Here is a 21,040-nt window from a genome sequence, read left to right as displayed (position 1 = left end):
GGCTGCCGGTGCTTCGGCGGCTACTGCGGGGGCGGGCGCGGCGTCTTCACGCAGGTTGCCCGCGCCTTCGACTTCAATGCGGATCAGTTCACTGCCCACCGCCATGACCTCGCCGGGCTGTCCGCCCAGCGCCAGTACACGGCCGGCCACAGGGCTCGGAATGTCCACGGTGGCTTTGTCGGTCATGACGTCGGCCACCACCTGATCTTCGCTGACCAGGTCACCGACTTTGACAAACCATTCCACCAGCTCAACTTGCGCAATGCCTTCGCCAATGTCCGGCATCTTGATAACGTGCGTACCCATTTAAACCTCCATGACCCGTTGCAAAGCCGCACCCACTCGCGCCGGGCCGGGGAAGTAGGCCCACTCTTGCGCATGCGGGTAGGGCGTGTCCCAGCCGGTTACGCGTTCAATCGGTGCTTCCAGATAGTGGAAGCAGTGCTCTTGAACCAGCGCAATCAGCTCGGCGCCAAAGCCGCAGGTGCGTGTGGCTTCGTGCACGACGACGCAACGACGGGTTTTCTTCACGGAGGTAACAATTGCATCCAGGTCCAGCGGCCACAGGCTGCGCAGGTCGATGACTTCAGCGTCGATGCCGGTTTCTTCGGCTGCGGCCTGGGCCACGTAGACGGTGGTGCCGTAGGTCAGGATGGTGACTTCGGTGCCAGGGCGCACGATGGCGGCGCAGTCCAGCGGCACGGTGTAGTAGCCATCCGGCACGGCGCTGGCGGAGTGTTTGGACCACGGCGTGACCGGGCGCTCGTGGTGGCCATCGAACGGGCCGTTGTACAGGCGTTTCGGCTCAAGAAAAATCACCGGGTCATCGTTTTCGATGGCGGCAATCAGCAAACCCTTGGCGTCATACGGATTGGACGGCATGACGGTGCGCAGGCCGCAAACCTGGGTGAACATCGCTTCGGGGCTTTGGCTGTGGGTCTGGCCGCCGTAAATGCCGCCGCCGCAGGGCATGCGCAGGGTCATGGGGGCGATGAACTCGCCCGCCGAGCGATAGCGCAAGCGCGCCGCTTCAGAGACGATCTGGTCAGAAGCCGGGTAGAAGTAGTCGGCAAACTGGATTTCAGCCACCGGGCGCAAGCCGTAGGCACCCATGCCCACGGCTGCACCGACAATGCCGCTTTCCGAGATCGGTGCGTCAAACACCCGCGAGCTACCGTACTTGGCCTGCAAGCCTTCGGTGCAGCGGAACACGCCGCCGAAGTAGCCGACGTCCTGGCCGAACACCACCACGTTGTCATCGCGCTCAAGCATGACATCCATGGCCGAGCGCAGGGCCTGGATCATCGTCATGGTGCTGATACTCACGGCGTTCTCCATCTGAATTTTATTGTTGTCGTTCATCTGGTTATAACCCCAACTCTTGACGTTGCCGACGCAGGTGGTCGGGGATGTCCTTGTACACGTCTTCAAAAATCGTCGCGGCGCTCGGCATTTGCCCGCCCGCCAGGGTGCCGAAACGCTCGGCTTCCTTTTGCGCGCCAATGATTTCGGCTTCGAGCTCGGCGCTGACCGCCGCGTGTTCTTCTTCCGACCAGTTGCCGGTGGCAATCAGGTGCTGCTTGAGACGGGCAATCGGGTCGCCCAGCGGGAAGTGGCTCCAGTCGTCAGCCGGGCGGTATTTGGACGGATCATCCGAGGTGGAGTGCGGGCCTGCGCGGTAAGTGACCCATTCGATCAGCGTGGGGCCCAAGTTGCGCCGCGCGCGTTCTGCGGCCCACACCGAGGCGGCGTACACGGCCACAAAGTCGTTGCCGTCAACCCGCAGCGAGGCAATCCCGCAGCCTACGCCACGACCGGCGAAGGTGGTGGATTCGCCGCCGGCAATGGCCTGAAAGGTCGAAATCGCCCACTGATTATTCACCACGTTAAGAATGACCGGCGCTCGGTACACGTGGGCAAAGGTCAGGGCGGTGTGGAAGTCAGATTCGGCGGTGGCACCATCGCCAATCCAGGCCGAGGCGATTTTGGTGTCGCCTTTGATGGCCGAGGCCATGCCCCAGCCGACCGCTTGTACGAATTGAGTGGCGAGGTTGCCAGAAATACTGAAAAAGCCGTAGTCGCGCACCGAGTACATGATGGGCAATTGCCGACCCTTGAGGGGGTCGCGCTCGTTGGACAGTAATTGACAGATCAGGTCAACCAGCGGCACGTCGCGGGCCATCAAAATGCTTTGCTGGCGGTAGGTCGGGAAGCACATGTCATCCAGGTTCAGCGCCAGGGCCTGAGCGCTGCCAATGGCTTCTTCGCCCAGACTTTGCATGTAGAACGACATTTTTTTCTGACGCTGGGCTACCACCATGCGGGTGTCGAAAATTCGCGTTTTGAGCATGGCGCGCATACCGGCGCGCAGTACCTCGGTCGGGACGCCTTCGGCCCACGGGCCAAGTGCCTGGCCCTGATCATCAAGCACGCGAATCAGGCCTTTGGCCAGATCAGCCGTGTCGGCAGGGTCTACGTCTATAGCGGGTTTGCGGACCTTGCCGGCATCGGTCAGGCGCAGGTAGCTGAAGTCGGTCTTGCAGCCTGGTCGGCCGGAGGGCTCGGGAACGTGCAGGCGCAACGGTGCATAGTCGGTCATGGCTTTCTCTACGCTCGATCTTGTCGTGTTTATTAGGCGCGGGAGCTAGTTGTGAGTCGAACATCTGGCTGTTTAAAACGCCAAATCTTGTCCTACAACAATCATAGGCCTGACCGTGAAGAATATTTATCTGTAGTTCATTGTGCTTTGCGCTCAATAAGGATAAGAATTCTGCATAAACATAAAAAACAGGTGTTTTTATCTCATGCGCAAGCTAGATCGAACGGATATCGGGATTCTCAACAACCTTCAGCAGAATGCGCGCATCACCAATGCGGACCTTGCGCGCTCGGTTAATTTGTCACCGACGCCGTGTTTTAACCGGGTCAAAGCCATGGAAGAGCGCGGGCTGATTCGTGAACAAGTGACCCTGCTGGACGCCGACATGCTGGGCCTGCACGTTAACGTGTTTATTCATGTCAGCCTGGAGAAGCAGGTCGAGGAGGCGTTGCAGCACTTTGAGGCGGCGATTTCGGATCGTCAGGAAGTCATGGAGTGCTATTTGATGGCCGGCGACCCGGACTATTTGATCCGGGTGCTGGTGCCGAGCATTCAGGCGCTGGAGCGTTTCATGATGGACTTTCTGACCAAAGTGCCGGGGGTGGCGAACATCCGTTCCAGCTTCGCCCTCAAACAAGTGCGCTACAAAACCGCGCTGCCCTTGCCACCGGGCGGCCTGACCCTGGAAGAGTGATGTTCAAACTGTAGGAGCGAGCTTGCCTCGCGATCTTTTGATTGTGTTTTTAAGATCAAAAGATCGCAGCCTTCGGCAACTCCTACGGGGGGGATTGGGTGTGATGCATGCTTTTAAAACCGCAGGCGCCAGCGTTCATTGAAGCGCAGGTCGACAATCGCCAGCGGTTCGATATCGATCAGGTTAAAGGAGGCGGTGCTGGCCTGCAGCGCATGCAAGATCGCGGCGCGGATGACGAAGGGGTGAGTCACCACGGCAAAGTGGCCTTCTTCGCGAAATGAGTCGATCCAGGTGCCAACCCGCACGCACAGCTCATTCACCGTTTCGCCGCCATGGGGGGCCTTGTCGGGGTTGCTGATCCACTCGGCGAGCGCCTGGGGAATATTCTGTTGGAGGTCTGCCAGGCTGTGACCTTTCCAGTCCCCCGCGTCGTAATCCTCAAGCTCGGGGATGATTTCTATTTCGCCACCCAAGGCGTGGGCTGTTTGCAAGGTGCGCGCTTCGGGCGCGCAAAGGATGCGCACCGGCTTTTTCAGGGCTGAGGCGATAAGTGCTGCTTTTTCCAGGCCTTTGGGTTCAGGCGGCTCATCCAGTGCAAAGTGCCCTTGACGCTGCGCTTCAGTGCGGGCGTGAGAAATAAAACTGAGGCGAGTGGGCATTATCAATTCCTTGCGCGGTACGCGTTGTTAACCCTCGGGCAGCGTTTGGGCGCCCCCCAAATGAGATTAGGCGAGTATTATTGCGGCGTATTCCTATCTCAAGGTACTTCGCGATGTCTGCTGCTTTCTTGAAAAAAATCCTCAATGCATCAGCGTTGGTGGCACTGATGGCCGGAGCCAGCACTGCCTTCGCCCACGCGCATCTCGAACAAGCGACCCCGGCTGCTGATAGCAGCGCAAGCGACGTGAAGGTATTGCGTTTGCAGTTCAGCGAAGGTGTTGAGCAGGCGTTTACCAAAGTGGCTGTCAGCCATGACGGCGCTCCCGTCGCGTTGAGCAGTGTCAAAACCGAACCTGCGGATAAAAAAGTATTGATCGTGACGCCTGAGCAGCCCTTGGCGGCGGGGCAGTACGAGGTCAAGTGGAACGCGGTGTCGGTTGATACCCACAAAAGTAACGGCGAATACAGCTTCACGGTGAGCAACTGATTTGATGTTCAGCGCCATGGTGGTCTGCCGGTTTGTGCATTTCAGTGCAGTGTTGCTGCTGTTCGGTGGCTGGGTCTTCAGACCGTTGTTGCCGGGGACGCTGTCAGGTCCCCGGCAACAGGTGCAGGGCGCCTATCGCGGGTTGGCCTGGCTGGCGCTGTTCAGTAGCCTTGCCTGGTTACTGCTGACGACGTTCTCAATGGCCGGTAGCTGGGCAGACACGCTGGACCTGGCCACCCTGAAGCTGGTGCTGGGCAGTACCTTTTTCGGTCAGGTCTGGACCGCCCATTTGCTGTTCAACGGGTTGTTGCTGATTGCGTTGTACACCACGGCGCGTTTCGGCCTGATCGCTGTCGTGAGCTTTTTGCTGCTGGCCACGCTGGCGCCCGTTGGTCATGGCGCGATGCTCGATGGTTGGCAGGGCCAGTTATTGATCCTCAATCAGATGATCCACTTGCTGTGTGTCGGTGCCTGGGTGGGCGGGCTGCCGGTGTTGTGGTGGGTCCTTACGCGGCCTGCCGGGGTAGCGGTCGATGCGGTGTTGCGGCGTTTCAGTAATGTCGGTTTCGTACTGGTGGCCGGGATCATTCTTACAGGGCTGATCAATACGCGGGTGCTGACCGGAGCGCTCTGGCCTACGCCGCTGTTTCAGGGCTTTGCGCTGATTCTATTGATCAAGGTGGTGCTGGTCGGGTTGATGCTGCTGTTGGCCCTGTTCAATCTGCTGATGAGTCGCGCGGGGCACTTCTGCGTCTTACGCCGCAGTGTCGCCATTGAGTGGCTATTAGGGGTGTCGGCGGTGGCCGCGGTTTCACTGTTAGGCACGTTGCCACCGCTGGTCGTCAGCTAGGGCGCATCTGTCTCAATCTTCATCCAGAGCGGTTTTGCCATCCGCTATATTTACCTCTCTCGTAACAAAAAAATACAAAGAGAGGGCTCTTCGTTGGATCTTTCACATCCGCTATGGCTGGCACACGACACGCAGTTGATCGTGTGCTGCCTGCTGGCAATTGTCGCCATCATCGTTTTAATCAGCGTCTGCAAGCTCACGCCTTTTCTTTCGATTCTGATCGGTACCTTTATTGCCGGGATCGGTGCCGGGTTGCCGCCAGAAATGGTCGCCAAGGCATTCAGCAAAGGCGCAGGCAGCATCCTCGGGGAGGCCGGGATCATCATTGCCCTGGGCGCTATGCTCGGGGCCTTGATGGCGGAGTCCGGGGCGGCAGACCAAATCGCCGCCACTTTGTTGCGCCATGCCAAGGGCCGCGCCTTGCCGTGGGTGATGGCATTGGTGGCAATGGTGATTGGCTTGCCCTTGTTTTTCGAAGTGGGGCTGGTGCTGATGGTGCCGATCATTTTTGTGATCGCCCGGCAGTCGGGCCAGCCGCTGCTTAAGGTCGCTATCCCGGCATTGGCCGGCATGACGGCGCTGCATGCCTTGATGCCTCCACATCCCGGGCCTTTGATTGCGGTAAGCGCCTTGCACGCCGATCTGGGGCTGACCATGTTGCTGGGTCTATGCCTGGCGATTCCTGCAGTGATTCTGGCCGGGCCGCTGTACGGCATTTGGTTGTCCAAGCGCATGCATGTGGTGGAGCCAGCCGAATTGGGCGCGCTGTTTTCCGCCAAGGTCCCGACCCGACGCAAGCCAACCTTTGCGGTGTCCTTGCTGATTATTCTGCTGCCGGTGCTGTTGATGTTGGGCAGCACGCTAGCCAAGGTGGCCATGGCGCCGGAAAGCGGCTTGGCCGTGACCCTGAAGTTTTTGGGTGAGCCGTTGATCGCGCTGGGGCTGGCGGTGCTGGCGGCGGTGATTTGCCTGGGCTGGTCCATCGGCATGGCCCGCGATCAAGTGGGCGGTGTGCTGCGCAAGAGCCTGGCGCCGATTGCCGTGTTGCTGCTGACGATTGGCGCAGGCGGTGGCCTGAAAGAAACACTGCTGCAAGCCGGCATCAGCGACACCATCAGTAAAGTGGCGAACGGTGCGCATCTGTCCTACGTCATGCTGGCCTGGCTGATTGCCGTGGCGTTGCGTCAGGCCACGGGTTCGGCAACCGTAGCGACCACCACGACAGCCGGTATTCTGGCACCCCTGATCATCGGCCTTGAAGGCGTCCAAGGCTCTTTGGTGGCGCTGGCAATCGGGGCGGGCTCGGTGTTCTTTTGCCACGTCAACGACGCGGGCTTCTGGATGGTGCGCGAGTACTTTGGCCTGCAGCTCAAGCAGACCCTGATGGTCTGGTCAGTGCTGCAAACCATCGTCTCGTTGGTGGGGCTGCTGGGCGCGCTGTTGCTGTGGAATTTGCTGGTCTAGAAACGTTACTGACCCTTGTAGGAGCGAGCTTGCCTCGCGATCTTTTAAAAGATCAAAAGATCGTGAGCAAGCTCACTCCCACAGGAGGGTGGGCTAAATCAGCAGGAACACTGCCAGCAATCCACCAAAGATTGCCCATTTTTCCAGGTAGTAGCGCGTGCGATTGCGCTTTTTCAGCTCTTTGCCGCGCAGACGGATCTTGTACAGCCGGGTAAAGGCCCGGTTCAGGCCGCCGGTTTTATCGTTGTCATCGTTCGGTGAGCTGGCCGACGCCATGACGGTGCGGCTGAACCATTGGTTGAAGGCCGCCGCCCAGCGATATTTCATTGGGCGCTCAACGTCACAGAACAGGATGATGCGGTTCTTGTCGGTGGTGTTTTCGGCGTAATGGATAAAGGTTTCGTCGAACATCACCGCTTCACCGTCACGCCAGGCATAGTTCTGACCATCGACATTGATGTAGCAGCCCGGATCATTCGGGGTGTCCAGGCCCAAGTGGTAGCGCAACGAACCGGCGTAAGGGTCACGATGGCGAACCAGTTTCGAGCCGGGTGGCAACTCGGCAAACATCGCCGCCTTGACGGTGCCGATAACATTGAGCAATTCAATCGTGCGTGGGCACAGTTCCACCGCTGAAGGATGGTTGTCGCCGTACCATTTCAGGTAAAAGCGCTTCCAGCCGCTCTTGAAGAACGAGTTGAACCCCACGTCGTTCGGTTGTTCGGAGCGTTTGATTTCACCGGCCTGCATCAGGTTTCGTGCTTCTTCGCGGATTTCTTGCCAGTGGTCCTGCAGGACCTGGAGCTGCGGGAAGTCCGCCGGCTTCAGGTAAGGCTGGCTGGGCACTTTGGAAAACAGATACAAGAAGCAGTTGAGCGGCGCCAGAAACGTGGAGTGGTCGCTCAATTGACGCCCTAGCTTGTGGCGCACGTTGCCCCGCAAGTGGACGTATGCGATGGAAAAGACGTAAACAGCAATAATGATGAGTTTCAAAAGTATCGTCACACAGTAAGAAATACACTGCCCGACTTGCACGCAAGTGGCCCGACATCCTGTAGGAATTGCCGGGTACTGGTGTAGCTGGAAGGGAGCCAAAGCGTAAGGTTAAACACCAGTTTGAGCATTTTCCAGCCTTTGACGACAGATAAGTGTCTGTGTGCGTACAGTCTTTGGTCGGGTTGCGAGTCAGTTTTTGTTTGTTTTGGTCTGTTTTAGCGATGTATGTGCGCCTAAATGCGGGTTTTCTGGATCAATCTGTCAACTTCATCGGCTTTGGGTGACGTCGCCGGCCCCCGGCGAGTAACGGCCAAAGCCGCCGCAGCATTGGCGCGTTTGGCCGCCTCTGGCGCAGCGTGGCCGGCGCTTAATGCGGCAATCATGACCCCGCAATGAGCGTCTCCAGCGCCATTACTGTCGATGGCCTGCACCTTGAACCCGGCAATCAGCTGTGACCCGTGGGCGTCGCTGACCCAGCAGCCTTGCGGGCCGTCGCGCAGCACGATCAGGCAATCGCCGGGCAGGCGCGCTCGCAGGCCGTGCAGGGCGTCGGCAACGGTGCGGGTGGAGATAAAGCCGAGCGCTTCGCTGCGATTGCTGGTCCACAGGTGCAGACGCGGCAATAAAGCGCTGATCAAGGCGGGGTCAATGTTGTGCACCAATGGCCCCGGGTCGAATGTGACGTGCACGCTGCGAGGCAGTCCATTTAGCCAATTGAGCAGGGAGTGGGCTTTGCCCGCATGCAGCAGGCTGTAGCCACTGACGTACACGTAATCATCGGGCGCGACCTGGACGCTTGCCAAGTCTTCATTGGACAGAGTCCCTTCAGCACCAATACAGGAAATAAACGTGCGTTCGGCGTTGGCCTCCGTCAGCGCTACGCACAGCCCGGTGTCTTTGTGCGGGTCAATCTGCTGGATGAACTCGATGCCTTCGTCACGCATGGCCAGACGTGCAATGTCACCGAACTGACCACGACCGTGACGGCCCAGGTAGACGGTGTTCAGGCCGTTGCGCCGGGCGGCGGCCATGACATTGAAGCCGCCACCGGCATGGAAGCTGGCACTGCTGGCCAGCGCATCACTGCCGGGGCGGGGCAAGGTGTCGAGGGCCATGACCAGATCGATGATGACTTGGCCTGTGTGCAGCAATCTAGGCATTGGCAGACCCCGTGCTGGCAGGGCGACGGTCTTTGGCACCGCCCAGCAGTGCATACAAGCCCCCTGCCACCACAAACGTCACTACCCAGCCGAGTCCGTTATGGCCCAGCCATGAGTCGGCCAGCGGCCCGACGAACCAGTTGGCGTCTGAACTGCCGACCTGGGTAAAGCAAAAGCCCAGCACCAGTGCCAGCGCCCAGGAGGCCAGAGCCCGCCATTCAATGCCGCCGTTGTACCAGTAACGGCTGTGACGGCTGAGGTCCATCAGGTCGGCGGGGCTGTAGTAGTGGCGATGAATCAGGTCGACGATAAAGATGGCAACCCATGCGGTGATCGGAATGGCTGTGAGGGAGATAAAGGTAATGAATGGGGCGTAGAAGCTGTCGGCATACAGCATGAAGTACGTCGAACCGGCGAATATGACGACGATATCGACGACAACGGCCTGCACCCTTTTAATCTTGATGCCCAGGGTTAATGTGGTGAGCCCGGCTGAGTACACAGACAAGTGATTGGACAGCAGCAAGCCACCAAAGGCGCTGAGCAGGTAGGGAACCGCCATCCAGGCCGGCAACATGTTGCGTATGGCCGCAATGGGGTCGGTTGCCGAGGCGAGGTCGTGATTGCCGACAGACAACAAGCCGCCCAGGGTAATCAGCAGCACCAGCGGGATACCCGCGCCACAGGCGGCAGACGCCACCAATTGCCGGGCACTGACGCTGCGGTGTTGGTAGCGCGACATGTCGGCGCCCGCATTGGCCCAGCCGATCCCGGTGCCGGCCGCCATGATTCCGATACCGATAATCATGGCGCTGGCCGGCGCCGAAGGGGCGCTGAACACGGCCTGCCAGTTGATGGTGGCGCAGAGAAATCCCGCGACCAGCAGGTTGAGCGCGCCAAACAGGTAGGTGGCCCACTGCTGAATGACCAGCAATGTGGCATGGCCCAGTCCCGAAACGGACAACGTTAGCAGGGTAAAAATGGCGATAAAGAGCAGGGTGAGCAACGGGGTGTGGGTCGCCTCGGTGGGGGTGCCGAACACAATGGCGGACAACGCCAGCAGGACGTAAGCGGCGGTGGTGGTGTTGACGGTTTCCCAGCCTACGCGTGAAATCAGGGAAACCAGCGTAGGGCCAATATTGCCCCGCACACCGAAGATCGCGCGTGACAGCGTCAGACTTGGCGCACGGCCTCTACGCCCGGCAATGGAAATGACGCCGACCACGGCAAATGAGCCTGCCGCGCCGATCAGCGCAACAATGATCACCTGCCAAAAGGCCAGTTGGTGGAAGGCCACCAACGTGGCGCCCAATGGCAAACCGAGAATGCTGATGTTTGCCGCAAACCAGACCCAAAACAGTTGCAACGGGTTGCCATTGCATTCGTTTTCGGGAACGGGCTCTATGCCACGGGTTTCCAGTTGCCCGGCGCTGTGCCCGACGTTGGGATTGCTCATGGGGTGCTGCTCCTGGTGCTGTTTTGCCGTTCGGACACAGTCGCTCGCAGCTGTCTGTGAGCGCTGAGGGTGGGGCGGTCCTTCGCGGTTTTTCAGGCGTTGCGCAGTATCAGTAAGTGTTCAACCAAGGGTTCCAGCTGCAGGTTATTGACCTCTTTGACTTGCTGGATCAACGCCTGCGGCCATTGTTCCAGCCCGGCACATGCACCCAGCATCGCGCCGAGGATCCCGGCAATGGTGTCGGTGTCACCGCCAATGCTGGCGGCGATGCACAGGGCGTTAAAGCTGCTGAGGCTGCCGCTGGCAACCCGTTGCGCAAGGGCAAAGGCGGCCACTACAGATTCTTGTGAAGCGACTGACGTGCCAATGACGTCGTACAGCAAGTCACCGAGGTTGTCCGGGTTGCACTCATGGCTGGCATGCCGGGCCCAGCGAATCCGCGGCCCTATGCGTCCACCTGCGACCCAGTGGCCGTGGTGTTCGGCGATGTAGGCCATTTCTGTCCCTGCATTGAGGGCATGCTCAAGTTTTTTACCGTTGAGACCGCTGGAGATTACCGCTGCCACAGCGGCTGCGCTGGCGATCCCCAGGCTGGTGTTGTGAGTGACCTGGCAGGCTTGTACCACCGCCTTGATGAACAGGTCTGGCTGGCTGATGTCAGCGGCTATGCCGACCGGGGCAATGCGCATCGCTGCGCCATTGGTGGTGCCATAGCGGCCTGATTCTTCAGGGCTGTGGCCTGCCAGAATCATTTCGATTGCGCGCTTGGTTGAGGGCCCCAGTAAATCTTGAGAGCCTTTGGCCTGCATCACGGCTTCCCAGGCGATCAGGCGTTGCGCGAGGGTGTTTGGATCTATATCGCCATTACCGTCAACCAGCAGTTGGGCGACCAGAATCGCTTGCTCGGTGTCGTCGGTGATTGAGCCTTTGGGCATGTTGGGGGCGATCGGCTGGTCCGCTGGTGCGTCTACCAGCCCGGTGATCTGCCCGAAGCGCGCGATGATCTGGGCGCGGCTGAACGACTGGGTAGGCATGCCCAGGGCATCACCCAGCGCCAGGCCATAAAAGGCACCCAGCGCACGATCATTCGAGTTCATTGGGGGCTCCAAAGGAGTGGTGCATGCGAAAGTGCGTCGGATCAAGCCAGCTTTCGACATGCTCCATCAGTCGCCCATGGCGGTCATAGGTGGTGCGTAACGTTTTGAGAAACACCGTACCTGCCGGGCGGCCGAGCAAATAGGCGTCTTCATCGTTCAGGGGTTCGGCGCCTATCCACTGGTCGCCGTGATCGCCAATAAAGCCATAGGCGGCGAGGGTAATGGTGAGTGAGTCATCAATCATGCCGACCCCGGGCAGACCTTCAAGGCCGCCGATTGCGGGGATGAATGAGCGCTCCAGGGATATCGCTGTCCCGTCGCTGCGCCGACGGCGGCGCTCCAGCACAATGAAATGGCTCAAGCCAAACTGAAGATTCAAGTCCGGGCGTTCTACGGCCTCCAGTTTGAGCTGTTCGGTATGGATACGCGCGCCAGTACTGGCCAGGGCTTGCGCCCAACCCTTTTTTTGATCGAGGGGGATACCGTCAAAGGTCACGACCGAGCCTCCAGCAGTGCGTCGAGCGATGTATTTACGCCGCTCCAGCTCCATCAGCGCCTTATGCAGCGTGCTGCGACTGACACCCAGTTCCTCAGCAAGTTGTTCTTCACCGGGCAAGACATAACCGTCTTCCATGAGCCCGCTTTCGATCTGGCGGACGAGCTCATTGACTACCTGTTGTTTTTTGTTAAATCGAGCTTGTTTTATCATGCAGAGAGTAATAGCTCAGGCCTGACAGTTCAGCAACCCGGGAGTTCCATGAAATTTTCACGGGCATGGGCGATGACCGAAGGTGTCGTACGGGGCCCGTAGTACCGGGTGGTGCAAAGCGATTCAGGGCAGGTGCAAGCCCAGTATCGACAACAGGTCTTGTGGGAAGAACAGGGCAGATGTCTGTTGCAAGTCTTGGCGAGACCACCAGCGATGCTGGGTCATGACCTCGCGTTCTTGAGCGGTCCAGCCGCCATCGCTGACCTGTTCGACGCCCACGCGCACGATAAAAAAGCGTTCATCGGCCATCACCCATGCGCCGTCAGGCAGTTGCATCTCAAACACCCGTTGTGCGCACTCTGCGCCCACATCGGCCGCGACGATGCCGACTTCCTCTTGCAGCTCGCGGATGGCGGCCTGTTCAAAGGTTTCTCCCGGCTCTACTCCACCGCCGGGTGTTGCCCAATATTCCTGACCTTGCAAAGCGCCTGTCTTATGGGTGAAACGGAAAAGGAGTACGCGATTCTCGGGGCTTATGACCAGTAATCGGGAGGAGGGTCGCTGGCGCATTGGACTGCTCACTGTGGTATTGATCTTAAAAGAGGAAGGCGTTGCGGCACGGCTGGTGTGCGATGGGGCAGTATGCTTGAACGGGCGCGGCGCGTGTGTGACGGTTTTTGATGTTTAGAGGGGGTAGTCTTTATGACGCAGCACAGCGATTTTGGCGCACTTACATTCAGGTCTGCGGACTTAAATACTCACCTTGAAGCGTGCATACGCTTTAGAGCAGACACTTTTGTCTGCGGCTTCGGCTCTGCTGAACGTTTTTATGGCGAAGATGGCAAGGGCGTTGAGTCTTACGTCACGTGGGTAAAGGAGAAGGCGGCCGCATTGCCAGGATCAGTCGTCCATGTGTGGGATGGCGAGCAGATCATTGGGCAAATAGAGATGGGCCTGGTGCCGAACATTGAGTCGGTGGGCTACGTCAATTTGTTCTATCTGACACCGCAATACCGCGGGCGAGGGCTCGGCGCCCTGCTCGAAGCGTACGCCTGGAAGTATCTGGGCGCTTTGGTGTGCACCTCGTTGCGCTTGTCGGCCAGCCCTACCAACACGCCTGCTTGGTTGTTTTATCAGCGTAACGGCTGGGAAGATTTGGGCCCGCGTGACGATGACCCAACGGTTCGCAAGTTGCAAAAACACGCCAAAGTTAAAGTGTCCGGCGACAGCCAGGTGATCAACCCGGATGACTACCTCGAAACCGCGTTCGGGCGTGAATTTACCCCCGAACGTAATAAAGAAGCATGGGCGCATGCCTATGAACGGCTCTCGAAGCAGTTGGCGCAGGCGCCTGCGGGCGTGTTTGTGTATTTGGTGATGGGTGTACAGGGCGCGGGCAAATCCCATTGGATGTCTCAAAACTTGGGGCGCTTGGGCCATCGTGCGATTGCCTTTGACGCCGCATTGCCCGCTCGGCGTCATCGAGAAAAATTGCTATCGATCGCCCGTGAACACGGGGTGCCGGTGATTGCGATTTTCGTTAAAGCCTCGCTTGAGCAAGCGCTCTTGCGCAACGCCAGTCGCGCGCCTGACAAAAGGGTGCCGGTAGAGGCGTTGAAAAGCGTTTTCAGCCTGATTGAGCCACCAACCGAAGCCGAAGGGTTCCTTTGGGTCGAAACCATTGACGGCACTCGGCAACCCGCTGTGCTGCAAGTGCCCAGCGCCGTATCGGCATAAAGTGGACAACGGTTCGTTTTACATGCCCTGCAGCGTCTGAAGGGCATGTAACAACTTTAGCCGCAGGCCTTGAGGTTGACCGGGCCGACAAATTCGTTGCCCCGGCCCATTACGCAGGCGACTGCTTGGTTGCGTTGGCGCTCCCAGGCTTGCACCGGGTAGGTCTTGTTCCAGGCCTCATACAGCTGCCGATCCTGATTGGAAAGGCGCAAGTTGTAGTGCTTGCTCATATAGAAGTAGGTGCGCGCAATCATCCCGCGTATGGACGGGCGCGGCATGACTTTTTTGGCTTTGAAATCGACTTGTGTCAGGCAAGAGCCGTATTGACCGGATTGTGCGGGCAGCCAACCAAAACTGAAGTTGTTGCGGTCACCGTTAACTTCGCCAATGCTCGGCACCAGGTTGTGCAAATCGGCTTCTGCCACTTTGTAGACCGGGTCGTTACGGGTGCAGTTTTTTCGTCCGCCGTTTTGCCAGCATTGGCGCTGATGGCCAATTTGCCAGGCGGGAACAATGTGTTCCCATTCAATGCGCGCTGCACGGTTGGCATTTTTACGCGGGACGTAACCACAGCCTTTAAGGTCGACGCGGTTGCCGGTGTATTTGCAGCCACAATAAAACTCGGTTGATTGCGGGGCGTAGAGCTTCCAGGCGACCTTTTTAGCTTCGTTGAATGTTTGCGGGGCTGCGGCGTGTGCGCTTAACACAGTAAAGAGGCTGGCAAATGCCAGTAAACGAACCCTCATTGACTCAGTCTTCCTCAGATACGGTCCAGAAAACATTCACGCCGCCACAATCACGGTGAGCGATGGTGACGTTGTCGTTTTCGGAGATTTCTTCCAGCAAGCGTTCCCAGAACTCCGGGTTGTCACCTTCTTGCCGTTCAAGCACCGCCATCCGGTCTTTTTGGGCTTTAGGCGAGCTGATGATTTTTTGTATGCGCATACCGAAAACTTCGTACGGACTTGGAAGGGTAGGCTCTTTCGCCCCTTTTTTAGCCATGATGCAATCCTTGGTTAGCTGTATGCGCATACAGTATTTTACTGCGAGAGATTTGGCAACTGTTTGCACTGCTCGCGCTGCCGGGATGGGACTGCGTTTTTTCGGTTTAGTGCGAAAACAAGAAGAGAATCAAGCAAATAGACCACTCATCCGGGCGAATGAGTGGTAGGAAGCCAAACGCCGGGCGGCGTTTGGCGCGGGTTTTTAGTATTCCCAGAACATCCGCTGCAGCTCTTTGCTGTCTTGGGTTTTGGTCAGGGCGACCATGGCCAGGATGCGGGCTTTTTGTGGGTTAAGATCGTGAGCGACAACCCAGTCATATTTGTCGTCTGGCTGTTCTGCGTTGCGCAGTACGAACCCGCCGTTGTTTACGTGGGAAGAACGAATGATTTGCACGCCATCTTTGCGCAGTTCTTGCAGGGTCGGGACGACGCGAGACGATACCGAGCCATTGCCGGTGCCCACGTGGATGATCGCTTTGGCGCCGTTTTGTGCCAGTGCTTTGTAAGCGGTGTCGTCTACGTTGCCATAGGAGTAGGCGATGCCGACATTAGGCAGGGACTTGATGTTTTTGATGTCGAATTCAGAGTCCATGGTGTGACGCTTGGCCGGCAAGCGGAACCAGTAGGATTTGCCTTCAACCACCATGCCCAGCGGGCCCCAAGGGCTTTTGAATGCTTCAGTCTTGATGTTCATCATTTTGCTGACATCCCGACCCGACTGGATTTCATCGTTCATGGTCACCAGTACGCCTTTGCCGCGAGCTTCTTTGCTGCCGGCTACCGCTACCGCGTTGTACAGGTTGAGCATGCCGTCAGCGGACATTGCAGTGCCTGGGCGCATGGAACCAACGACGATAATTGGCTTGTCGGTTTTTTCAACCAGGTTGAGGAAGTAGGCAGTCTCTTCCAGGGTGTCGGTGCCGTGGGTGATCACAATTCCGTCGACATCTTTGCTGTCTGCCAGCTCAGCAACCCGGCGCCCCAATTGCAGCAAGTTGTCGTTGGTGATGCTTTCGGAGGCAATTTGCATGACTTGCTCGCCACGCACGTTTGCCAATTGGCTCAACTCAGGAACACCCGCAATCAGTTGGTCGATGCCCACTTTGGCTGCGGTGTAAGTTGCGCTGTTGGCTGCGCTGGCGCCTGCGCCTGCAATGGTGCCGCCGGTTGCCAGAATGACCACGTTAGGTTTGGCGGCGGCTTCTTGAGCCTGAGCTGCCGGCATGGCCAGAAGAAGGGCCAGGGCGCCCGGAATAATTGATTTCAAGACTGCTGTTTTCATTGTTCTCTCTCTTATTAGTAAGCGCGCAGATTGGCGCGGCGCACGTCATTGCAAAGGCATGAGCCGATGGAAGGGCAGCACACTCCATGCCACTATCAGTGCCAATTTGTATTTTTGTAACTTGTTGTTTTGTAAGGAGATATTTTGAAATTTTTATTTGGTTTTATGCGCAGTGACGGAATCCCGAACATTCGAGGTGTTGTCTGTTCGGGGATTCGACTGCTTACAGTGTTTTGAAATGCAGAGTGGCGATCTACCAAAACGGAGTTTGGCGATGCTTTTGGAGGGCGCGAGGAGGGGGAGCTCAGATTGATTTTGGGCTGTCAGCAGGTTTGTATTTTTCAAACACTTGGCTAACAAACGCTCTTGCAGCCTCTGTGCCCAGCTCTTTGACTAGAAGATCAATGCCGATGATGGCCAGCTCTTCCGGGCTGCCTGGGCTATAAGAGCATTGCCCTTGTGGCCACTTGGCTTTGATATCTGCATCGATGCTGACTGTTGTCATGGGTATCTCATGAGGGGTTTCAAAAACGCGATTTTAGCAAAATGTCATCTCGAGACGATCAGAATGGTGAAATTATTCATGTCGCTCGCTGCTGACTTATCCACCTTTGCTCGTAGCCACGGCGGATATGCCTGAATGGATGACGGTTTATGGCTCGTACATATTTCGTCACGATTAGGCGTGCGCAGTCGTTATTCAGTCGGGCAAACTCTTGCGACTGTAGGCCTGATCTGAAAATGCGATCAGTCCACATGCAACCTATATGCGCAAACGCTGTCGCAAGGGTTCTGACTATTTATCTTAAGGAGGCTTCATGTCCTGGAAGCTAGCATCATTGGGTTCATTGTTGGCAGTCGCAGTGCTGTCTGGGTGCAGCAGCACGCACGATGCTGTGAAAGAGCCTGTTGCTGACACTGGGCATACGCGTTGCGATGCCAAAGCTGCCGATTTTGCGATTGGCCAAAAAGCCTCTGCAAGCCTGCTGGAGCAAGCCCGTATCAAGGCTGGCGCGCAGACTGCACGGATCTTGTCGCCGCACGACATGATCACCCTTGAGTACCGTTCTGATCGTTTGAACCTGAATGCCGATGACAACGCTGTCATTACCCGCGTTAACTGCGGCTAACGGCATGTAGCCGAGTTTCAGGCATAAAAAACCCCGTCACATGGACGGGGTTTTTTAGTTCGCGGGAGATTTACTCCGGACGAACCTGTGCAGCTTGCATACCCTTTTGGCCTTTCTCAGCCACGAAGGAAACGGTTTGGCCTTCTTTCAGGCTTTTGAAACCGTCGCTTTCGATAGCTTTGAAGTGTACGAACAGGTCGTCACCGCCACCTTGAGGAGTGATGAAGCCGAAGCCTTTTTCATCGTTGAACCATTTTACGGTGCCGGTTTGGCGATTAGACATGGTGTATCTCCAAGAAACTTATATTTTCAGTAGTACTGTGCTGCTCAGGCCAACTGGGCACACTTGGCTATCATAGTCGAAATGTGCGCTTTGGGACCCCCCCTGAGCTGTAGTTTGCAGCATTGTTAGCTTTTGTCTGGCGCTAAAAAAGCCTTGGGGCCCCGTTTTATGGGGCTTTCAGGGCGAAAACGGACTTAAAAAAAAGCAACTAATGAGGCGTATTTTTTAGTTCAAAACTGCATTTGGGCCGTTTTCACCTTGTTTATTGCCTTGCTAAACCCTATTTCTTGGGTTGAGGGCGTGCTTTGCACTGCGCGATTGCATTCAAGGCGTCCTGCTGCAGTTGGGGGTTTTTTGCGCCTTCCGGGCTCATCAGTTCTTTGATTTGAGCCGTGGTGAAGTTCTTTTCGATTTTGTCGGCGCCACATGCGCAGTGCGCTTTGGCAGCCTTGTCGCCGATGGTTTTTGCAGCTGCGGGCACGCACTGGGCCGTGTATTGAGCTTTCAAGTCTTTGGGCCAGGCAGCCTGGGCGCTCAGTGGCAACAACAGTGCCAGTGGTGCGGCGAAAGCCAAAAGATGAGTCATGCGCATGTGATGCTCCTTGCGATCGTTGAATCTGAAATGGTGTCACTCACTATCTGAGGCACTAATTAAGCTCAAGTTCATCATTTCGCAAAATCCGCTGGCTGTTTTTTACGTAAAAAAAGAGGGAGGGGCGAGGCTCAGGCATCTGTGTTAGCATGCCGCCCTTGGCTGATTTGTGTGAGGGTGAGCTCTTGGGCCGCCCGACAACGCCATAAACTTTTGATTTGAATTCCAGTCACTCTGGTTCGGTTTCCGGTTGGCCGCAAGGCTCCTGCCACTGTGAGGCAGGTACACCACCGAATCGCGTACTGGCTCATCCCAACCCACGTGACCTTTGGTAGGGGTCACCACTAGGAGAGGAGGCGCCATGCCAACTATTACTCTTCCCGACGGCAGTCAACGTTCATTCGATCATCCGGTCTCTGTGTCCGAGGTCGCTGCTTCCATTGGTGCAGGCTTGGCCAAGGCCACCGTGGCCGGCAAAGTCAACGGCAAGCTGGTTGATGCCTGCGACCTGATCGAGCATGACTCCACCTTGCAAATCATTACGCCCAAGGATGAAGAGGGGCTGGAGATCATTCGTCACTCTTGCGCTCACTTGGTCGGTCACGCAGTCAAGCAGTTGTACCCGACCGCCAAAATGGTGATCGGTCCTGTTATTGACGAAGGTTTTTACTACGATATCGCCTTTGAGCGTCCGTTCACTCCGGATGACATGGCGGCTATCGAGCAGCGGATGCAGCAACTGATCGAAAAAGATTACGACGTCATCAAGAAAGTGACGCCGCGTGCTGAAGTGATCGAGCTGTTTGCCGAGCGCGGCGAAGACTACAAGCTGCGTCTGATCGAAGACATGCCGAACGAACAGGCCATGGGTCTGTACTTCCATGAAGAATACGTTGATATGTGCCGCGGACCTCACGTCCCGAATACGCGTTTTCTGAAATCGTTCAAATTGACCAAGCTGTCGGGCGCCTACTGGCGTGGCGATGCCAAAAACGAGCAACTGCAGCGTATTTATGGCACGGCCTGGGCCGACAAAAAGCAGCTGGCTGCTTACGTTCTGCGTATTGAAGAAGCCGAAAAACGCGATCACCGTAAAATCGGTAAGCGTCTGGGCTTGTTCCACACTCAAGAAGAAGCGCCGGGCATGGTGTTCTGGCACCCGAATGGCTGGACGCTGTATCAAGTGCTTGAGCAGTACATGCGCAAAGTACAGCGCGACAATGGCTACCTTGAGATCAAGACTCCTCAGGTAGTGGATCGCAGCCTGTGGGAAAAGTCCGGTCACTGGGCTAACTACGCTGAAAACATGTTCACCACTGAGTCGGAAAGCCGCGACTACGCGATCAAGCCGATGAACTGCCCTTGCCACGTGCAAGTGTTCAACCAGGGGCTGAAGAGCTACCGTGAGTTGCCACTGCGTCTGGCTGAGTTCGGTGCTTGCCACCGTAACGAGCCGTCGGGTGCCTTGCACGGCATCATGCGTGTTCGTGCGTTTACTCAGGATGATGCGCATATTTTCTGCACTGAAGAGCAGATGCAGGCCGAGTCCGCCGCTTTCATCAAGCTGACTCTGGATGTGTACGCAGACTTCGGCTTTAAAGACATCGAGCTCAAGCTGTCGACTCGCCCTGAGAAGCGTGTAGGTTCCGACGAGTTGTGGGATCGTGCTGAAAGTGCATTGGCTTCAGCGCTTGATAGCGCGGGTCTGGCGTATGATCTGCAGCCGGGTGAAGGTGCATTCTACGGTCCGAAGATCGAGTTCTCGCTAAAAGATTGTCTCGGTCGTGTCTGGCAGTGTGGTACCTTACAGCTCGATTTCAACCTGCCGATCCGTCTTGGCGCTGAATATGTGTCCGAAGACAACAGTCGCAAGCATCCCGTTATGCTGCACCGCGCGATCCTCGGATCGTTCGAACGCTTTGTCGGTATTTTGATCGAGCATTACGAAGGTGCGTTCCCTGCGTGGCTGGCGCCAACTCAGGCAGTGATCATGAATATCACTGATAAACAGGCAGAATTTGCCGCCGAAGTTGAAAAAACTCTCAATCAGAGCGGATTTCGTGCCAAGTCTGACTTGAGAAATGAAAAGATCGGCTTTAAAATCCGCGAGCATACTTTGCTCAAGGTTCCCTATCTTTTGGTTATCGGAGATCGGGAAGTCGAGATGCAGACTGTCGCTGTGCGTACTCGTGAAGGTGCTGACCTGGGCTCGATGCCCGTCGCCCAGTTCGCTGAGTTCCTCGCGCAAGCGGTTTCCCGGCGTGGTCGCCCAGATTCGGAGTAATTATTATTAAGCGTGAAATGAGACAAGATAAACGAGCTGCACCGAAAGCCCCGATCAACGAGAATATCTCGGCACGCGAGGTTCGGTTAATTGGCGCTGACGGCGAGCAGATTGGCATCGTCTCGATTGATGAAGCGCTTCGTATCGCTGAAGAGTCCAAGCTGGACCTGGTAGAAATCTCAGCGGACGCAGTCCCGCCTGTTTGCCGGGTGATGGACTACGGCAAGTCGATCTTCGAGAAGAAGAAGCAGATTGCTGCGGCGAAGAAGAACCAGAAGCAGATTCAAGTAAAAGAAATCAAGTTTCGTCCAGGGACGGAGGAAGGGGATTACCAGGTAAAACTGCGCAACCTGGTACGTTTCCTGAGTGATGGGGACAGGGCCAAGGTGTCATTACGATTCCGCGGCCGTGAGATGGCCCACCAGGAGCTGGGTATGGAACTGTTGAAGCGGGTTGAAGCTGACCTTGCCGAATACGGGACCGTCGAACAGCATCCTAAGATGGAAGGACGCCAACTGATTATGGTCATCGCCCCGAAAAAGAAGAAGTAACCACC

24 protein-coding genes are annotated in these 21,040 nt (G+C 56.9%); 8 read left to right on the top strand and 16 right to left on the bottom strand.

All coding sequences use genetic code 11. The features are described from left to right. The 3 genes from GHO25_RS12900 to GHO25_RS12890 all read right to left on the bottom strand — a co-directional run. Positions 1–306 (bottom strand): biotin/lipoyl-containing protein (locus GHO25_RS12900; protein WP_306108770.1); only part of this gene is annotated, 306 nt, incomplete at its 3' end. Then, positions 307–1,362, bottom strand: coding sequence for an alpha-ketoacid dehydrogenase subunit beta (locus GHO25_RS12895; protein WP_048369354.1), 1,056 nt, complete (start codon positions 1,360–1,362; stop codon positions 307–309). Positions 1,363–1,366: 4 nt separating this feature from the next. Further along, on the bottom strand, positions 1,367–2,599 hold the full coding sequence (locus GHO25_RS12890) for a 3-methyl-2-oxobutanoate dehydrogenase (2-methylpropanoyl-transferring) subunit alpha (protein ID WP_048369353.1): 1,233 nt from the start codon (positions 2,597–2,599) through the stop codon (positions 1,367–1,369). A 205-nt stretch (positions 2,600–2,804) separates the two neighbouring features. Here GHO25_RS12890 and GHO25_RS12885 point away from each other — a divergent pair, with 205 nt between their 5' ends. Continuing rightward, the gene (locus GHO25_RS12885; RefSeq protein WP_048369352.1) at positions 2,805–3,293 is read left to right on the top strand and encodes an Lrp/AsnC family transcriptional regulator; all 489 of its coding nucleotides are present in this window, start codon (positions 2,805–2,807) and stop codon (positions 3,291–3,293) included. A 113-nt stretch (positions 3,294–3,406) separates the two neighbouring features. Here GHO25_RS12885 and GHO25_RS12880 read toward each other — a convergent pair whose 3' ends face one another. Next, positions 3,407–3,952 carry a histidine phosphatase family protein gene (locus GHO25_RS12880; RefSeq protein ID WP_048369351.1) on the bottom strand — a complete coding sequence of 182 codons (546 nt, stop codon included), beginning with the start codon at positions 3,950–3,952 and terminating at the stop codon, positions 3,407–3,409. 113 nt (positions 3,953–4,065) lie between these two features. Between GHO25_RS12880 and copC the strand changes: the two genes are divergently transcribed. The 3 genes from copC to GHO25_RS12865 all read left to right on the top strand — a co-directional run bounded on the left by copC (position 4,066) and on the right by GHO25_RS12865 (position 6,754). Beyond that, entirely contained in the window at positions 4,066–4,440 is a 375-nt protein-coding gene (gene copC / locus GHO25_RS12875; protein WP_048369350.1) for a copper homeostasis periplasmic binding protein CopC, read from the top strand. 4 nt (positions 4,441–4,444) lie between these two features. Then, positions 4,445–5,290: a copper homeostasis membrane protein CopD gene (gene copD / locus GHO25_RS12870; RefSeq protein ID WP_048369349.1), complete on the top strand. Its 846-nt coding sequence runs from the start codon at positions 4,445–4,447 to the stop codon at positions 5,288–5,290. Positions 5,291–5,383: 93 nt separating this feature from the next. Next, positions 5,384–6,754, top strand: coding sequence for a gluconate:H+ symporter (locus tag GHO25_RS12865; protein WP_048369348.1), 1,371 nt, complete (start codon positions 5,384–5,386; stop codon positions 6,752–6,754). A 93-nt stretch (positions 6,755–6,847) separates the two neighbouring features. Here the strand turns inward: GHO25_RS12865 and lpxO are convergent, their stop codons facing one another. The 6 genes from lpxO to GHO25_RS12835 form a co-directional block, all read right to left on the bottom strand. Next, positions 6,848–7,747, bottom strand: a complete 900-nt coding sequence (gene lpxO, locus GHO25_RS12860; protein ID WP_153390928.1) for a lipid A hydroxylase LpxO — start codon at positions 7,745–7,747, stop codon at positions 6,848–6,850. Positions 7,748–7,983: 236 nt separating this feature from the next. After that, a complete protein-coding gene (locus GHO25_RS12855) occupies positions 7,984–8,910 on the bottom strand; it encodes a PfkB family carbohydrate kinase (RefSeq protein WP_153390927.1) in 927 nt (308 codons plus the stop codon). Continuing rightward, positions 8,903–10,366, bottom strand: a complete 1,464-nt coding sequence (locus GHO25_RS12850) for a cytosine permease (RefSeq protein ID WP_048369345.1) — start codon at positions 10,364–10,366, stop codon at positions 8,903–8,905. Before GHO25_RS12850 ends, GHO25_RS12855 begins: the two co-directional genes overlap by 8 nt. A gap of 92 nt (positions 10,367–10,458) precedes the next feature. After that, the gene (locus tag GHO25_RS12845; RefSeq protein WP_048369344.1) at positions 10,459–11,463 is read right to left on the bottom strand and encodes an ADP-ribosylglycohydrolase family protein; all 1,005 of its coding nucleotides are present in this window, start codon (positions 11,461–11,463) and stop codon (positions 10,459–10,461) included. Continuing rightward, positions 11,450–12,172 (bottom strand): GntR family transcriptional regulator, encoded by a 723-nt coding sequence (locus tag GHO25_RS12840; RefSeq protein WP_048369343.1) that lies wholly within the window; start codon positions 12,170–12,172, stop codon positions 11,450–11,452. The genes GHO25_RS12845 and GHO25_RS12840 overlap by 14 nt, the downstream gene beginning before the upstream one ends. Before the next feature lie 123 nt (positions 12,173–12,295). Beyond that, positions 12,296–12,742 carry an NUDIX hydrolase gene (locus tag GHO25_RS12835; RefSeq protein WP_048369342.1) on the bottom strand — a complete coding sequence of 149 codons (447 nt, stop codon included), beginning with the start codon at positions 12,740–12,742 and terminating at the stop codon, positions 12,296–12,298. Positions 12,743–13,063: 321 nt separating this feature from the next. On the opposite strand from GHO25_RS12835, the gene GHO25_RS12830 reads away from it, so the two are divergent. Then, positions 13,064–13,909: a GNAT family N-acetyltransferase gene (locus GHO25_RS12830; protein WP_178110079.1), complete on the top strand. Its 846-nt coding sequence runs from the start codon at positions 13,064–13,066 to the stop codon at positions 13,907–13,909. A 56-nt stretch (positions 13,910–13,965) separates the two neighbouring features. On the opposite strand, the gene GHO25_RS12825 is transcribed toward GHO25_RS12830, so the two are convergent. From GHO25_RS12825 to GHO25_RS12810, 4 genes are all read right to left on the bottom strand, one after another. Beyond that, on the bottom strand, positions 13,966–14,655 hold the full coding sequence (locus GHO25_RS12825; RefSeq protein WP_048369341.1) for an endonuclease: 690 nt from the start codon (positions 14,653–14,655) through the stop codon (positions 13,966–13,968). A gap of 4 nt (positions 14,656–14,659) precedes the next feature. Next, on the bottom strand, positions 14,660–14,911 hold the full coding sequence (locus GHO25_RS12820; RefSeq protein WP_048369340.1) for a DUF1654 domain-containing protein: 252 nt from the start codon (positions 14,909–14,911) through the stop codon (positions 14,660–14,662). A gap of 204 nt (positions 14,912–15,115) precedes the next feature. After that, a complete protein-coding gene (locus GHO25_RS12815) occupies positions 15,116–16,195 on the bottom strand; it encodes an asparaginase (RefSeq protein WP_048369339.1) in 1,080 nt (359 codons plus the stop codon). A 304-nt stretch (positions 16,196–16,499) separates the two neighbouring features. Continuing rightward, a complete protein-coding gene (locus tag GHO25_RS12810; protein WP_048369338.1) occupies positions 16,500–16,700 on the bottom strand; it encodes a hypothetical protein in 201 nt (66 codons plus the stop codon). A gap of 313 nt (positions 16,701–17,013) precedes the next feature. Between GHO25_RS12810 and GHO25_RS12805 the strand changes: the two genes are divergently transcribed. Further along, positions 17,014–17,325, top strand: coding sequence for an I78 family peptidase inhibitor (locus GHO25_RS12805; protein WP_153336228.1), 312 nt, complete (start codon positions 17,014–17,016; stop codon positions 17,323–17,325). A gap of 70 nt (positions 17,326–17,395) precedes the next feature. On the opposite strand, the gene GHO25_RS12800 is transcribed toward GHO25_RS12805, so the two are convergent. Together GHO25_RS12800 and GHO25_RS12795 are read right to left on the bottom strand one after the other, a co-directional pair. Next, on the bottom strand, positions 17,396–17,608 hold the full coding sequence (locus tag GHO25_RS12800; protein WP_003179963.1) for a cold-shock protein: 213 nt from the start codon (positions 17,606–17,608) through the stop codon (positions 17,396–17,398). A 280-nt stretch (positions 17,609–17,888) separates the two neighbouring features. Further along, the gene (locus tag GHO25_RS12795; protein WP_153329770.1) at positions 17,889–18,200 is read right to left on the bottom strand and encodes a hypothetical protein; all 312 of its coding nucleotides are present in this window, start codon (positions 18,198–18,200) and stop codon (positions 17,889–17,891) included. 361 nt (positions 18,201–18,561) lie between these two features. Here GHO25_RS12795 and thrS point away from each other — a divergent pair, with 361 nt between their 5' ends. Beyond that, complete coding sequence (thrS, locus tag GHO25_RS12790; protein WP_153329768.1) at positions 18,562–20,484, top strand: threonine--tRNA ligase; 1,923 nt, start codon at positions 18,562–18,564, stop codon at positions 20,482–20,484. Continuing rightward, a complete protein-coding gene (gene infC, locus GHO25_RS12785) occupies positions 20,484–21,035 on the top strand; it encodes a translation initiation factor IF-3 (protein WP_173430611.1) in 552 nt (183 codons plus the stop codon). Before thrS ends, infC begins: the two co-directional genes overlap by 1 nt. The last annotated feature ends 5 nt before the right edge of the window (positions 21,036–21,040 follow it).

The sequence above is a fragment of the Pseudomonas sp. FSL R10-1350 genome (genome assembly GCF_009600525.1).
Classification (GTDB): domain Bacteria; phylum Pseudomonadota; class Gammaproteobacteria; order Pseudomonadales; family Pseudomonadaceae; genus Aquipseudomonas; species Aquipseudomonas helleri.
This window is presented reverse-complemented; position numbering and strand designations above follow the sequence as displayed.

Bases quoted from the DNA above. Each gene is read 5' to 3' on its own strand.
- GHO25_RS12890 (WP_048369353.1), bottom strand. From the start codon at position 2,599: ATGACCGACTATGCACCGTTGCGCCTGCACGTTCCCGAGCCCTCCGGC.
- GHO25_RS12825 (WP_048369341.1), bottom strand. From the start codon at position 14,655: ATGAGGGTTCGTTTACTGGCATTTGCCAGCCTCTTTACTGTGTTAAGC.
- GHO25_RS12805 (WP_153336228.1), top strand. From the start codon at position 17,014: ATGTCCTGGAAGCTAGCATCATTGGGTTCATTGTTGGCAGTCGCAGTG.
- GHO25_RS12850 (WP_048369345.1), bottom strand. From the start codon at position 10,366: ATGAGCAATCCCAACGTCGGGCACAGCGCCGGGCAACTGGAAACCCGT.
- copC (WP_048369350.1), top strand. From the start codon at position 4,066: ATGTCTGCTGCTTTCTTGAAAAAAATCCTCAATGCATCAGCGTTGGTG.
- GHO25_RS12795 (WP_153329770.1), bottom strand. From the start codon at position 18,200: ATGCGCATGACTCATCTTTTGGCTTTCGCCGCACCACTGGCACTGTTG.
- GHO25_RS12820 (WP_048369340.1), bottom strand. From the start codon at position 14,911: ATGGCTAAAAAAGGGGCGAAAGAGCCTACCCTTCCAAGTCCGTACGAA.
- GHO25_RS12835 (WP_048369342.1), bottom strand. From the start codon at position 12,742: ATGCGCCAGCGACCCTCCTCCCGATTACTGGTCATAAGCCCCGAGAAT.
- copD (WP_048369349.1), top strand. From the start codon at position 4,445: ATGTTCAGCGCCATGGTGGTCTGCCGGTTTGTGCATTTCAGTGCAGTG.
- GHO25_RS12845 (WP_048369344.1), bottom strand. From the start codon at position 11,463: ATGAACTCGAATGATCGTGCGCTGGGTGCCTTTTATGGCCTGGCGCTG.
- thrS (WP_153329768.1), top strand. From the start codon at position 18,562: ATGCCAACTATTACTCTTCCCGACGGCAGTCAACGTTCATTCGATCAT.
- GHO25_RS12880 (WP_048369351.1), bottom strand. From the start codon at position 3,952: ATGCCCACTCGCCTCAGTTTTATTTCTCACGCCCGCACTGAAGCGCAG.
- GHO25_RS12815 (WP_048369339.1), bottom strand. From the start codon at position 16,195: ATGAAAACAGCAGTCTTGAAATCAATTATTCCGGGCGCCCTGGCCCTT.
- GHO25_RS12810 (WP_048369338.1), bottom strand. From the start codon at position 16,700: ATGACAACAGTCAGCATCGATGCAGATATCAAAGCCAAGTGGCCACAA.
- GHO25_RS12895 (WP_048369354.1), bottom strand. From the start codon at position 1,362: ATGAACGACAACAATAAAATTCAGATGGAGAACGCCGTGAGTATCAGC.
- GHO25_RS12855 (WP_153390927.1), bottom strand. From the start codon at position 8,910: ATGCCTAGATTGCTGCACACAGGCCAAGTCATCATCGATCTGGTCATG.
- GHO25_RS12800 (WP_003179963.1), bottom strand. From the start codon at position 17,608: ATGTCTAATCGCCAAACCGGCACCGTAAAATGGTTCAACGATGAAAAA.
- GHO25_RS12885 (WP_048369352.1), top strand. From the start codon at position 2,805: ATGCGCAAGCTAGATCGAACGGATATCGGGATTCTCAACAACCTTCAG.
- GHO25_RS12840 (WP_048369343.1), bottom strand. From the start codon at position 12,172: ATGATAAAACAAGCTCGATTTAACAAAAAACAACAGGTAGTCAATGAG.